The 12298-nt window shown below is 61.8% G+C and carries 18 protein-coding genes; 7 read left to right on the forward strand and 11 right to left on the reverse strand.

Annotated features, from left to right (window positions below; all coding sequences use genetic code 11):
* Window positions 1-17: 17 nt before the first annotated feature.
* On the reverse strand, window positions 18-737 hold the full coding sequence (locus NKI41_RS13720) for a response regulator (protein WP_023678415.1): 720 nt from the start codon (window positions 735-737) through the stop codon (window positions 18-20).
* The gene (locus tag NKI41_RS13725; RefSeq protein WP_352456926.1) at window positions 724-1251 is read right to left on the reverse strand and encodes a MarR family winged helix-turn-helix transcriptional regulator; all 528 of its coding nucleotides are present in this window, start codon (window positions 1249-1251) and stop codon (window positions 724-726) included. Before NKI41_RS13725 ends, NKI41_RS13720 begins: the two co-directional genes overlap by 14 nt.
* Window positions 1252-1500: 249 nt before the next feature.
* Between NKI41_RS13725 and NKI41_RS13730 the strand changes: the two genes are divergently transcribed.
* The 3 genes from NKI41_RS13730 to NKI41_RS13740 all read left to right on the forward strand — a co-directional run bounded on the left by NKI41_RS13730 (window position 1501) and on the right by NKI41_RS13740 (window position 3669).
* Complete coding sequence (locus NKI41_RS13730) at window positions 1501-2394, forward strand: branched-chain amino acid aminotransferase (RefSeq protein ID WP_352450493.1); 894 nt, start codon at window positions 1501-1503, stop codon at window positions 2392-2394.
* A gap of 145 nt (window positions 2395-2539) precedes the next feature.
* Window positions 2540-2851: a hypothetical protein gene (locus NKI41_RS13735; RefSeq protein ID WP_352683634.1), complete on the forward strand. Its 312-nt coding sequence runs from the start codon at window positions 2540-2542 to the stop codon at window positions 2849-2851.
* 176 nt (window positions 2852-3027) lie between these two features.
* Entirely contained in the window at window positions 3028-3669 is a 642-nt protein-coding gene (locus NKI41_RS13740; protein WP_352683475.1) for an MBL fold metallo-hydrolase, read from the forward strand.
* A gap of 69 nt (window positions 3670-3738) precedes the next feature.
* Here the strand turns inward: NKI41_RS13740 and NKI41_RS13745 are convergent, their stop codons facing one another.
* From NKI41_RS13745 to NKI41_RS13755, 3 genes are all read right to left on the reverse strand, one after another.
* A complete protein-coding gene (locus NKI41_RS13745; protein ID WP_023678410.1) occupies window positions 3739-4149 on the reverse strand; it encodes a BA14K family protein in 411 nt (136 codons plus the stop codon).
* A gap of 191 nt (window positions 4150-4340) precedes the next feature.
* Window positions 4341-4553 (reverse strand): cold-shock protein, encoded by a 213-nt coding sequence (locus NKI41_RS13750; protein ID WP_006202521.1) that lies wholly within the window; start codon window positions 4551-4553, stop codon window positions 4341-4343.
* Window positions 4554-4782: 229 nt separating this feature from the next.
* On the reverse strand, window positions 4783-4995 hold the full coding sequence (locus tag NKI41_RS13755) for a cold-shock protein (protein WP_006202520.1): 213 nt from the start codon (window positions 4993-4995) through the stop codon (window positions 4783-4785).
* Window positions 4996-5486: 491 nt separating this feature from the next.
* On the opposite strand from NKI41_RS13755, the gene NKI41_RS13760 reads away from it, so the two are divergent.
* Window positions 5487-5888, forward strand: coding sequence for a Kazal-type serine protease inhibitor family protein (locus NKI41_RS13760; RefSeq protein WP_023678409.1), 402 nt, complete (start codon window positions 5487-5489; stop codon window positions 5886-5888).
* A 127-nt stretch (window positions 5889-6015) separates the two neighbouring features.
* On the opposite strand, the gene NKI41_RS13765 is transcribed toward NKI41_RS13760, so the two are convergent.
* Together NKI41_RS13765 and NKI41_RS13770 are read right to left on the reverse strand one after the other, a co-directional pair.
* The gene (locus tag NKI41_RS13765) at window positions 6016-6261 is read right to left on the reverse strand and encodes a hypothetical protein (RefSeq protein WP_023678408.1); all 246 of its coding nucleotides are present in this window, start codon (window positions 6259-6261) and stop codon (window positions 6016-6018) included.
* Window positions 6258-6524 carry a hypothetical protein gene (locus NKI41_RS13770; protein WP_023678407.1) on the reverse strand — a complete coding sequence of 89 codons (267 nt, stop codon included), beginning with the start codon at window positions 6522-6524 and terminating at the stop codon, window positions 6258-6260. Before NKI41_RS13770 ends, NKI41_RS13765 begins: the two co-directional genes overlap by 4 nt.
* 366 nt (window positions 6525-6890) lie before the next feature.
* On the opposite strand from NKI41_RS13770, the gene NKI41_RS13775 reads away from it, so the two are divergent.
* The 3 genes from NKI41_RS13775 to NKI41_RS13785 all read left to right on the forward strand — a co-directional run bounded on the left by NKI41_RS13775 (window position 6891) and on the right by NKI41_RS13785 (window position 9190).
* Entirely contained in the window at window positions 6891-7073 is a 183-nt protein-coding gene (locus NKI41_RS13775) for a hypothetical protein (RefSeq protein WP_023678406.1), read from the forward strand.
* A gap of 10 nt (window positions 7074-7083) precedes the next feature.
* The gene (locus tag NKI41_RS13780; RefSeq protein ID WP_352683477.1) at window positions 7084-7350 is read left to right on the forward strand and encodes a DUF1488 family protein; all 267 of its coding nucleotides are present in this window, start codon (window positions 7084-7086) and stop codon (window positions 7348-7350) included.
* Window positions 7351-7534: 184 nt separating this feature from the next.
* Window positions 7535-9190 (forward strand): tetratricopeptide repeat-containing sulfotransferase family protein, encoded by a 1656-nt coding sequence (locus NKI41_RS13785; RefSeq protein WP_352683479.1) that lies wholly within the window; start codon window positions 7535-7537, stop codon window positions 9188-9190.
* Here the strand turns inward: NKI41_RS13785 and NKI41_RS13790 are convergent.
* The 4 genes from NKI41_RS13790 to NKI41_RS13805 form a co-directional block, all read right to left on the reverse strand.
* A complete protein-coding gene (locus NKI41_RS13790) occupies window positions 9177-9530 on the reverse strand; it encodes a DUF1428 domain-containing protein (RefSeq protein WP_352683481.1) in 354 nt (117 codons plus the stop codon). The genes NKI41_RS13785 and NKI41_RS13790 overlap by 14 nt on opposite strands.
* A 77-nt stretch (window positions 9531-9607) precedes the next feature.
* Window positions 9608-10036: a VOC family protein gene (locus tag NKI41_RS13795; RefSeq protein ID WP_352683483.1), complete on the reverse strand. Its 429-nt coding sequence runs from the start codon at window positions 10034-10036 to the stop codon at window positions 9608-9610.
* A gap of 127 nt (window positions 10037-10163) precedes the next feature.
* Window positions 10164-10337 carry a hypothetical protein gene (locus NKI41_RS13800; RefSeq protein WP_023719167.1) on the reverse strand — a complete coding sequence of 58 codons (174 nt, stop codon included), beginning with the start codon at window positions 10335-10337 and terminating at the stop codon, window positions 10164-10166.
* A 102-nt stretch (window positions 10338-10439) separates the two neighbouring features.
* Window positions 10440-11969 (reverse strand): ABC-F family ATP-binding cassette domain-containing protein, encoded by a 1530-nt coding sequence (locus NKI41_RS13805; RefSeq protein ID WP_352683485.1) that lies wholly within the window; start codon window positions 11967-11969, stop codon window positions 10440-10442.
* Window positions 11970-12298: the final 329 nt, after the last annotated feature.

A 12298-nucleotide genomic window follows, 5' to 3' on the forward strand; every position in this document is an offset into this window, starting at 1 on the left:
CCTTAGTAGAGGAACCGCTATTCCACACTGAGCCGATACCCAATACCGCGCACGGTCTGCAGCCAGACCGGATTGGACGGATCGCGTTCGATCTTGCGGCGCAGCCGGTTGATCTGGACGTCGATCGTGCGCTCGCCGACCTCGGATTCATCGCCGACAAGCTCATGCCGCGGTATCGTCTCGCCGGCACGCGCAGCGAAGATCGCCAGGATTTCCTGCTCGCGGTCGGTCAGCTTGAGCGCCTCGCCGCCGCGCTTCAGCTCACGCCTGGCGATCTGGAACGTATAGGGGCCAAAGACCAGCTGTTCGACCTTGGGCGTCGTCGCGGGGCCGCCGCGGCGCAGGATATTGTTGATGCGCAGGATCAGCTCGCGCGGGTCGAACGGTTTAGGCAGATAGTCGTCGGCACCGGCCTCGAGCCCGGTGATCCGGCTGTCGGTTTCGGACAGTGCGGTGAGCATCAGGATCGGCACGTTTTTCTCGGCCCGCAGCGCCTTGGTGAGATCGACGCCGCTTTCACCCGGCATCATGACGTCGAGCACGATCAGATCGAAGTCGAGGCCGGCGAGCTTGCGCCTCGCCTCGCCGGAATTTCCGGCGACGGTGACGCGAAAACCGTTTTCGGTCAGATACTGTTTCAGAAGATTGCGGATACGGGTGTCGTCGTCGACCACCAGCAGATGCGGCGCGTCGTCTTCCGGTGCTGTCGGATGATCAACCCTCTCAATGGTCTCCATGGTTTTTCCCTGACATCTTTGCGGGCACAATGTCGATCTGCGCCCTTAGTTCCGGATTTACCATCGCTTCAAGGAACCGTTCGATAACGGCGCGTTCGGTGGCTCCGGAATCTTCCAATGCAGCATGGATGCGGCGCGACTGTGGCCGCGCCAGTGCCAGCGCCAGAGCACGGCCCTTGGCCGTCGGATAAAGCTCGCGCTGGCGGCGGTCGCGGGGGCCCTGCAATTGCACGATATGGTCGGTGTCGATCAGTTGCTTGAGCACGCGCGCCAGGCTCTGCTTGGTGATCTTGAGCACATCGAGGAGCTCGGCGACCGTCAGGCCGGGCCGGCGATTGACAAAATGCAACACCCGATGATGGGCGCGGCCAAAACCGTAATCGGCCAGGATCTGGTCCGGATCGGAGGTAAAGTCGCGATAGGCGAAGAAGAACAACTCGATGATGGCGAAATCGATGCCGTCCTCGTCGGTGATCGCCGTCCTGATCGGCTCTGCGGCTGCGTGGCTCGTCATCTTTTCTCCGTGTGAAGCAGGAAATTATGTCAGCACTATTGACGTATTTTCCGCGCGATGGTAATTTTTGGCAAGCTTTTCGGCGGATTGCGAACGAAAAGGCAAGCGAAGCCGTTTTTTCCGGAACTTCCTGAGTTTGCCAGACCTTAAATATCCGCCTACGCTTTGAGACAATGGCCGCCCGCAGCGGCCGAGGCGAAACACGCAACGACACAATGATGTGCGGGCTGCCGCCCGCGGGAGGTTACCATGGCATCCGTTCCCTTCGACCAACTGGACGGCTTTATCTGGATGAACGGCGAATTCGTCAAATGGGCCGACGCCAAGATCCACGTCTTGACCCACGGGCTGCACTACGCCAGCGCGGTATTCGAGGGCGAGCGCGCTTATGGGGGCGAAATTTTCAAGCTGACCGACCACACCGAACGCCTGCATGAATCGGCGCGCCTGCTTGGCTTCAAGATACCCTACTCGGTCGCCGAGATCGACGACGCCTGCCGCACGCTGTTGAAGAAGCAAGGTTTCCAGGACGCCTATGTCCGGCCGATCGCGTGGCGCGGCAGCGAACAGATGGGCGTTTCCGCACAGAACAGTCGGATCAACTGCGCCATCGCCATCTGGCAGTGGCCAAGCTATTTCGACCCGGCGCAGAAGCTCAAGGGGATCCGCCTCGACATGGCCGAATGGCGCCGCCCCGACCCGCGCACCGCACCGTCGAAATCGAAGGCGGCCGGCCTCTACATGATCTGCACCATGTCCAAGCATGCCGCCGAGGCAAAGGGCTATGCCGACGCCATGATGCTCGACTGGCGTGGCCAGGTGGCGGAAGCGACAGGCGCCAACATCTTCTTCGTCAAGGACGGCAAGATCCATACGCCCAAGCCTGATTGCTTCCTCGACGGCATCACCCGCCGCACGGTTATCGGCCTTGCCAAGGACCGCGGTTTGGAGGTGATCGAGCGCGCCATCATGCCGGATGAGCTTGAAGGCTTCCAGCAGTGCTTCCTCACCGGGACGGCAGCCGAGGTGACGCCGGTTTCGGAGATCGGTCCATACCGATTCGAGGTCGGCGAAATCGCCAAGACGCTGATGAATGACTATTCTGCGGCCGTTCAGCCCAAGCACGCAATCGCTGCAGAATAACGAAAGTCACAGCTTTTTTAACTAGTAAGGGCGGTTTTCGGGCCGCCCCTTTTATTTAAGCGCTTCTGCATTTGACTTTCACACAATTCGGCGTCTCATGATGGGGTCGGCCCGGGAGGCTGGCAGCTATGGAGGGACTGGAAATATGGATATGAACACGCTTCTTCCGATCATTATTCAGGTGATTACGGGTATCATCGGTGGTCAGGCGGTTGGCGCGGCTATCAAGACTGCGGCGATGGGGCAGCTTACCAAAATCCTGGGCGGCGCTGTCGGCGGCGTCGGCGGTGCGGCCATCCTCAACAGTCTGCTGGATGGCTCGGTCGATCCGGCAGCCGCCGCCACGGCGGCAGGGGCCGGCAGCGCGTTGAACATTTCAAATATCGTTGGCGGTGCCGGCGGCGGCGCCATCCTGACCGGCATCATCGGTGCGGTCATGAACGCGATGAAGAAATAAGCTTTGACGTTTCAGGTTTTCAAATGGGCGGCTTCGGCCGCCCATTTCGTTTGCCGTTTGTGGGAGCGGTGGACGCCGTTCGCGTGTGTCTCTACATCAGGGCCTGGTTCAAGGTTGGAGCTCTCCTGACGCGTTCGAGGGGACGCGCAGCGCTCCGACAGCGTGAAAGGACGAATATGGGTCAGCTCAACGCCGGCATCGTGCCGGTCACGCCGTTCCAGCAGAACTGCACCATCCTCTTCGACATGGACGACAGGCAAGGCGTTGTCGTCGATCCGGGCGGCGACATCGACAAGGTGCTGGCGGCGCTCGAGGACAATGCGATCACTGCCGGCGCGATCTGGATCACGCATGGCCATATCGATCATGCCGGCGGGGCCATGGAGTTGAAGGAGGCGCTCCGTATCGAGATCATCGGCCCGCATGCCGCCGACCGGCCGCTGCTCGCCAATCTCGAGAACCAGGCGAAGCGCTACGGCATCACCGATCCCGTGCGCAACTGTGTCCCCGACCGGTTCCTTGCCGAAGGCGAGACCGTTTCGTTCGGCTCGCACGTGTTTGAGGTGCTCCATTGTCCGGGCCACGCACCCGGCCACGTCGTCTACTATAACCGGGCGGCGAAGTTCGCCCATGTCGGCGACGTGCTGTTCCGCGGTTCGGTCGGCCGCACCGATCTGCCAGGCGGCAACCACGCCGCGCTGATCGCCTCGATCAAGGAGAAGCTTTTGCCGTTGGGCGACGACATCGGCTTTATCTGCGGCCATGGTCCCGGCGGCCGTTTTGGTGAGGAGCGGCGGAGCAATCCTTTTCTGGTCTGAAACCGCTTGCCGGAAACAAAAAGCGCGGCCTGTGCGACCGCGCTTTTTTCCGACGGGAAACTGCCTCCGCTAATTGGCGGTGCAGAAATGCTGTTCGCCGTCATAGCCGGTGAACGTGCCGGTACGGGCGTTGAAGCTCCGGTAGCGGTCCGAGCAGTATTCGTACCAGCCGCGGGTCCACGGCTCCGCATAGCTTTCGGCATAGGCCACGCGCGGCTGCACGTAATAACGGCGCACCGGGGCAGGCCTGTAGTATTCATCATCATAGGCCGGGTCGTAATAGCGGGGCTGCGGGCTGGCGAGCGCACCGCCGATCAGGGCACCGGCCGCAAGGCCGAGCACGCCGGCCGCAACGGCGTCGCCGTGGCCGTGGTGGCGGCGGTGATGGCGCCATTCGTCGGCATTGGCCGCGGGCAAGGTCGCAAGCGTGGTCGCAACGACCGCGGCGGACAGGATGGCAGTCTTGAAAATTCGGTTCATGTCGGTCTCCTTCGTGCCGGCCCGGGTCGTTTTCGGGGATGCGGTCCGGCTTTAACGAAGATTAATATGCGACCGTGGCTGAACGGGGGCTGAACGAAATTTGACCAGGCGGTTCATCTAACTGGGCGGTTCAAGCGTGCGGCAAACACCGCAGGCCAGACCGGCCCACGTCCATTCTGTCCGGGGGTGGTTCAGCCGATCGACAGGTTGACGGCTTTCGGACCCTTGCCGCGCTTGTCCGGCTCGGTGTCGAATGTCACTTTCTGCCCATCCTCAAGACCGGGAAGACCCGACGCCTGCACGGCCGAAATATGGACGAAGACATCCTTTGCCCCGTCGTCCGGCGTGATGAAGCCGAAGCCCTTGGCGTGATTGAAGAATTTGACGGTGCCGGTCTGCGGCATGGGAAGCTCCTTTGATCCCACAAGTCCAGTCTCGGGCCGGCAAATGCCCGGACGGAAATTTGTCCTTTATTTTAGTGCCATCGGCAAGAGAAAGTTTTGCGGGTGCGGGCAAGCATCCCGGAACACAAAAGGCGCGACGAAAACCGCCGCGCCTTTACAGAATTCAAGTCCACTCCAAAAGCCTTGCAGCATCCTCACACCCCGAAAGGACGCGCGGCACGCTGTGGTTTCAGGCAGCGCGGAGATTGACCGCTTTCGGACCCTTGCCCATACGGTCGGGCTCGACATCGAAGGTGACCTTCTGACCGTCGACGAGCGTGCGCAGCCCGGAAGCCTCGATCGCCGAGATGTGGACGAACACATCCTTGGCGCCGCCATCGGGCGTGATGAAGCCGAAGCCTTTGGTAGCGTTGAAGAATTTAACGGTGCCGGTCTGGGCCATTGGGGAAACTCCTTCACCCGTGTCAGTCTTGGTGGTTCCGCCCGCCGCCTGGCGCCGTGGGCAAGTCCCGGTGGTTGCTTCGGCAGTCATGCATTGGCGCATGGGTAAAACCCCCCGCCGAAAACGGGGCTGTCAGAGATTCACAGTATCGGGGAAAGGTCGTCCAAAACGTTCCGCTCTCCGGGTCGCAAATGCCCGAACACAAAATTTATCGCACGGAAACGTGATGCTTGCAAGACACAGCCGCGGGCGGCCCCAACAGGCGCATCCCGACGCATCGCACCGATAGTCCCGGTTCTCTGCGCGGTCATCGGCCAGACTTCACCCAGGCATGGTCCAGCCAGCGGGGCAGGTGCTGTCTTGGCTTGCGCCGGCATACCGCTCTGGCTCGCCAGTTGCAAACAGGGGTTGCATCTGGCAGCGGAATGACGAGGATCGGCCTGACCCAGGCACCATTTGTGCGGGCCGGAGTTTCGAGGGAGAGAACATTCATGCGGTTTCTTGCGGCAATCTTTCCGCGGCAGGTTTTTTCCATCCTGTTCCTGTCGGCAATTCTCGCAGCCTGCACCGTCGTGGTGGATGATGAGGGGCCGGGGCCGCGCCCGCCACGGCCGGGGCCGCAATTCTGCACCAGGCAATATGACCCGGTCTGTGCCCGGCGCGGCGGCGACCGCCAGACCTTTGCCAATGCCTGCCTTGCCGAACGGGCCGGATACCGCATCATTCGCGAGGGCGAGTGCCGCGGCGGTGGTGGTGGCGGTGAGGAGCAGACATTCTGCACCCGCGAATACCGCCCCGTCTGTGCCCGTCGCCATGGCGAACTGCGCACATTCCCCAACGAATGCGAAGCCCGCGCGGCGGATTATCGCGTCGTCGATGACGGGCCCTGCTAGCGCACCGACCTACAGCCTGGCCGGATAAGCACCATCTGGGGGCCGGCGTACAGCTCAGCGCCGTTCCCGTTGGAGATGCGGATCTGCGGCATTATCAGCATGTGAAGCAGCGTTGTGGCGCGTCGGCTCAGTTGGCCGGGTTGTCGACCGGTTCGAGATTGTCTTCCGTGGTGACCCGCTCATAGGTCTCCTGATCGCTGCGGATGCGATATTGCGGCGAGCCGTCCTTGACCGGCAGCCGGCTCTTGATCTGGAACAGCTCCGCGGTCTTTTGGGCAAGGCCGGTGCGGCTCTTCATGCGGACGGTCTGGCCGACGGTGAAGATATGCGCCGGCGTGTCCGTGCGCCGCGCATTCTGCTGGAAGCGGATCATGTGACATTCTCCTGGTCGTGCCGAAGCGCTGCGTCGAGCTCGGCATGGTCAATGGCGACAAGCTGGCTGGTCGCGCTTTTCACTGTCCTTGCCGGCAGATGGATGAAAGTGGCGACGCGGCGCCAGGCAGGCCAGGACATGCCGTCGATCAGTTCTTCGTCGTGGTCGATGTCATAGTCGCCGGCCGGCTGCACGCCATCCAGCCCGCCAAGCACGAAAGGTGCCGCGAAATGCGCTATGGAATGGGTGGTGCGAGCAGACATTCTTGTGCCTCGAAGTTCTCGCTTGTGCCTTGAAGTTCTCGTGCCTTGAAGTTTCTTTCCGGCCTGCCCCGGAAGCGGAGCCTGCATTGCGGTACCAGGTGTCGGCGATTTGGATAAGTTTGGCGGGCCGAGAATCCCTGACACCGCGGGGCCAAGCATGACCCAAACGGTTTCATACCTCTAGTCTGAAAATACGACTTATTCAAGAAGTTTTCCGCCTCTTACCCCTACCAACGTCAAATTACTTTTCTATAGTTATCCGCAGAACGATGATACGGTCCCGGTGCACCTCAAAAATTGTTTGAAGAACTTCCGAAAAAATTCCTCCGGCATTTGTATTTATCTAGCAATGGAAGGAAGAGAGTCATGAACTCCGCAAGAACACCGGATGTCCCGACAGTTGCAGTCAGTCCTGTCGCAAAGCCGATAAAGGTCTTGTCGCCGCGTCTCACGATAAGAAGCGACGAGGCGGCAAGGCGAAGGATTGCCGACACCGACGGCACGGCGCGGCGGGCGCGCCAGCTTGCCGAAAGCAACCGCCTGATTTGACGCGCAAGCCATGACGCTCAATTTTCCCAATCCCAGCCGCTCCTATGACCCGGCGGCCAAGCGCATTCGTTTCGTCGGCCATGACGGCATGCTCGAAGTCCCGTTCTTTGTCGAGGTCGCGGCACTTTCGGCGGCAAACCCGGCAGCAAGCGGAGCCGAGGCCGAATTTCTCAGCGCCTTCGACGCCAAGCGTTCGTCGATCCACGAGATTGCGCGCCAAGCCTACTCGCACGGCCGCAGGAACATGTATGTGCTGACGCCGGCCGACTTTCGGTAGGCTCCCCCGGGTTCGAAGTTTTGCTTCGTAGCGACCGCCGTCTGCTCTTGCACGCGCCGCAGCGATGGCCTAGATCGCGGCAGGCGGACAACACGGCAGGTTTCCCATCAACAGAGATCCGAGACAACCGGCAGGCGCACGTTACGGCTCAGGCGGACAGCCGCCGCTGGGGCTCGACCAGCACGTGCAGCAGGCGCTGCAGCTGCACCAGGCCGGGCGCCGGCAGGAAGCCGAGGCGCTTTACCGACAGGTGCTGGCGCAAAAGGCCAACCACCCGGCTGCTGCGCATTTCCTCGGGCTTCTGCTGCACCAGACCGGGCGCAGCGCCGAGGGGCTGGCGCTGATCGAACAATCGGTGCGTCTGCAACCGAACAATCCGGATTTCCTCAACAATCTCGGCACCGTGCTGCGCGACCTCGGCCGGGTCGCGGCCGCCGCCGATCTCTTCCGCAAGGTGGTGGCGATTCGGCCGGACCAGCTGGCGGCGCGTGACAATCTCGGCTCGTCGCTGAAGCAGCTCGGCCAATTCGAAGGCGCCGAGGATATTTATCGCGGCACGATCGGCCGTAACCCGTTCCATGTCCGCGCCCGCGTCGGGCTTGCCGAAACGCTGCAGGAAGCGGGCCGGCTGGATGAGGCACTGGCTGTTTTTCGCGAGGCGCTGACGATCCGGCCGAAGGATGCCGATCTTTTGCACGGCCTGGGTGTCGGGCTGATGGAAAAGGGCAATCTCGACGAGGCTGCGGATCTTTTCAGGCAGGCGCTGGCTGTGGACCCCGGCATGGCGAGGGCCTGGCTGATGCTTACCCAGGTCAAGCGCCAAAAGGAGCGCGACGCCGAGCTTGCCCGCATGGAGGCGGAGCACGCCAAGGCGCCGCAAGGCAGCCTGGCGCGCATGCAGCTTTCCTTCGGTCTCGGCAAGGCCAATGACGACCTCAGGGAGTATGGCCGCGCCTTCGACTATTTCGCCGAAGGCAACGCGATCCGCCGCCAGGGCATCGACTACGACGCCGGCAAGACGCGCGGCGAGTTCGAGGCGATGAAGGCGGTGTTCGACAAGGCCTTTTTTGAAAGGCACAAGCCGAGCGAGATAGCCGAGGACACTCCGATCTTCGTCGTCGGCATGCCGCGTTCCGGCACCACGCTGGTCGAGCAGATCATCGCCAGCCATCCGCAGGTCTATGGCGCCGGCGAGCTCAGCATATTGAAGACGGCGGTCGGCAAGCAGTTTCCGCTCAGCATGAAGGGCGGCTTTCCCTGGGGCATCGCCGACATGCCCGACAAGGCCTATGCCGAGGCCGGCCAGGCCTATCTCGACATGCTGCACGCCCGCTATCCGGGTTTTCGGCACGTCACCGACAAGATGCCCGGCAATTTCCTCTTGGTCGGCTTCATCCATATGATGCTGCCGAAGGCCAAGATCATCCATTGCGCGCGCGATGCGGCGGCGACCTGCCTGTCGATCTATAAGGTGCACTTCCGCGGCGACAGCCATCGCTACGGCTACGATCTCGACGAGCTCGCCGATTTCCACAATCTGTACACCGACATCATGGCGCACTGGCACGCCGTGCTGCCTGATGTCGTGCACGACGTTCGCTACGAGGATTTCGTCGCCGACCAAGAAGGCCAGTCGCGGGCGCTGATCGCCCATCTCGGCCTGCCGTGGGACGACGCCGTGCTGTCGTTCCACGAGACCGACCGGCCGGTGCGAACGGCGTCGGCTGCGCAAGTGCGCCAGCCGATGTATCAGGGCTCGGTCGACCTGTGGCAGCGCTATGGCGACCGGCTGAAGCCGCTGCACGACAAACTTGATCGAGGGGCGCCTACAGCTCGATGAAGGGCTGAAAACCGCCAAAGATCATGCGCTTGCCGTCGAATGGCATGGTCTCCCAGTCCTGCTTGAGACGAGGATCGGCCATCACCTTGGCCATCACCGCGTCGCGGCTCTGGCGCGATTCGTAGACCACCCATGAGAAGATGACGACCTCGTCGTCCTTGGCCTGCACGGCGCGCGGGAACGAGGTGAGCTCGCCATAAGGGACGTCGTCGCCGACGCATTCGACGTAGGCAAGAGCACCGTGCTCCTTCCAGACGGCGCCGCCGGTTTCCGCCAGCTTCTTGTAAGCATCGAGCTTTGCCTTTGGTACGGCAAGTACGAAACCGTCGACATAGGACATCTGATTTCCTCCATGCGATCGTTTTCCTCTCCGTCTGGAGCGGGAGAGGTGATTTCAGACACAGCCTGTGTGGAATGCTAAGCTGCTTTCACCGGTGCGTTCATTGCCCATTCGACACCGAACGGATCACGCATATTACCCCAGCGGTCGCCCCAGAACATCACCTGCAACGGCACGACTTCCTTGCAGCCCGCCTCGATGGCCCGCTGCCACCAGGCGTCGATGTCGTCGCTGCCGAGATGGAGCTGCATGGTGTAGCCCTGCGGTTTCACAGCGGCCATTCCATGCTCGGGATAGAAGTCGGAAAGCATCAGGGTCGAACCGTTGATATGGAGATGGATATGCATGGTCCGGCCCTGTTCATCCGGCGGATAGGCAAAGACCTGCTCGGCACCGAAGGCCTTTTGGTAAAATTCTGCGGCTTTGAAAGCGCCGTCAAGCTGAAGGTAGGGCGTCAATCCGCCAAGCACTTTGGCGGCGGGCTGGGTCTGCGGCTGGTCATTCATGTCATGCTCCTCTTTGCGTCTGGTTTGCCTTTGCGAACCACAGGACGAACGGAACGGCGACGATCCTACACGGCCGATGGTTTTTTGGATTTGAAATGGCGCCTGCCGCGACGGCCAACTGCCACCTTCAACCTTCGATGCGAATCCGCGGGCTGTTTTGCGCGTCGACGACGATTTCCGGCCAGCCAATATCTTTGCGCAGCTCGATCGGCAATGACAGGATGGCGCGTTCGCTGCGATAACGGGCGCGAGCCGCCGAGTAACGCGTTACGGCGTGACCTATGGATGACAGAATGGACATGATGCTTTCTCCTCGATTGGCGCCGGCATCACCGTGTCGGCAACCTAAGGACGTGGCATGCGATCATCATCCGACAGAGCGCCGGATTTTTTCCGCAATTTTTTAACCGCCGGATTCGGCTACCTCCCGGAAGAAAGCTTCCGGGTCGTCGACCTCGGTCAGCCGCCGTTTCTCGATCAGCCAGAAGCGGTTGCCAACCGCGCGGATGAAGGAGCGGTCGTGCGAGGCAAGCAGGCAGCTCGCCTGATGTTCCAGCAATTCCGCTTCCAGCGCCTCCTGGCCATCAATATCGAGGTGGTTGGTCGGCTCGTCGAGCAAATAGAAGTTGGGATTGGCGAGCCTCAGCGCCAGCATCATCAGCCGCGCCTTTTGCCCACCGGACAGCACGCCGATCCTTCGCTCCTGCATGTCGATGCTGACGCCGACGCCCGCGAGCAACGAGCGGGCGCGCTGCTCGCCGACATCGAATCTGCGCGAGAGCATCGCCAGCGGCGTGTCGTCGCCGCTGATGCCCGACAATGCCTGGTCGCTATAGCCGAGCACGGTCGACGGCGTCACCTTCACGCCTTGCGCCGCCGTTTGCGGCTCGACGATGGCATTCCGGATCAGGCCGATCAGCCGTGATTTGCCGACGCCGTTACGGCCGAGCAGGACAATGCGGTCGCCTTGGCAGATATGGCGCTTGCCGGTGCCGAACAGAACCGTGCCGTCAGGCATTCCGACCACCAGATCGTCGAGCGTGATCAGCACCTTGGCATGGCTGCCGCGATTGGCGAGCTTGATCGTGCCCGCCGATCTTTCGCGGTGTGCCGGCGCTGCCGCTTCTTCCAGGCGCTCTGCCCGCTGGTTGAGCTGCTTGGTCTTGACCGTCAAAAGGTCGCTGCCGGAATTGATGCCGATATTGTTGAGCTTGGCCGCTTGCCGGCGCAGCTGCTGCGCCACTTTCATGTCGCGCTGGAACTTGCGTTCGGTCGAGGCGTCGACCTCGTCCAGCGCAAGCCTCGCCCGCGAATAGGGCAGCGAAAACACCGGTGATTGTTCGGGACGTAGAAACAGCGTGCGGTTGGTCGTCGCGTCGAGGAACGCCCGGTCGTGGCTGGCGATCACAACCGGCACCTCGCGCGGCAGCGCGTTCAGCCAGGTCTCGAGCTGGCTGATCTTGCCGAGGTCGAGATGGTTGGTCGGCTCGTCGAGAAGCAGGACGTCGGGATCGGTGACCCAGACGCGGGCGATCAACGCCAGCCTTTGCCAGCCGCCGCTCAGCGCCTGCATTGGCCGCCCGCGCATCGGTTCTGGCACGTCAAGCGAGTCAAGAACCACATCGACGCGCCATTGTTCGCTTTCGACCTGTCCGGCCGGCAAGGCATCAGCGACCACCTGCTGGAAGCTGCGCCCGGCCAGCGCTGCCGGGACGACTTGCTCGACATAGCCGACGCGCAGGCCGCGCGTACGGGTGATGTCGCCTGATGTCGGCTCCATCTCGCCGGTCAGGCACTTCAGCAAAGTGGATTTGCCGCGCCCATTGGCGGCGACGATGCCGAGCCGGTCGCCGGTGCCGATGGTGAGGTCGAGGTTGGAAAACAGCGGCGCATTCAGGGTGACGCCGAGGGATTTGAGGCTGATCAGGGCCATTTTGATTTCTCTGGTCTTGCCGGAGCCCGGCTCAATGCACTTTGACGGTGCACGTGCCAGCCATTAGGCTCGGCATTGCGCACCACGAAGGGCAGACCAAAAAATCGAAGCGGGGAAAAACCCGGACCGTCCCTGGTCAGCCCTGCAAGCTAGCTCGCAGGGCAAAGACAGGGCCGCGCTGACGGTGGTGAGAAAATAACACGCAGCCCTCCTTTCAAGACGTTCGAGTTGTAGAAACTGGCTACACCAAGGCTAGGGCCGATGGCAAGTGGCTAGGCTCCCCCTTCTCCACTTGTGGGAGAAGGTGGCCGCGAAGCGGTCGGATGAGG

Origin of the sequence: Mesorhizobium sp. M0601 (assembly GCF_040320845.1) — a bacterium.
Classification (GTDB): domain Bacteria; phylum Pseudomonadota; class Alphaproteobacteria; order Rhizobiales; family Rhizobiaceae; genus Mesorhizobium.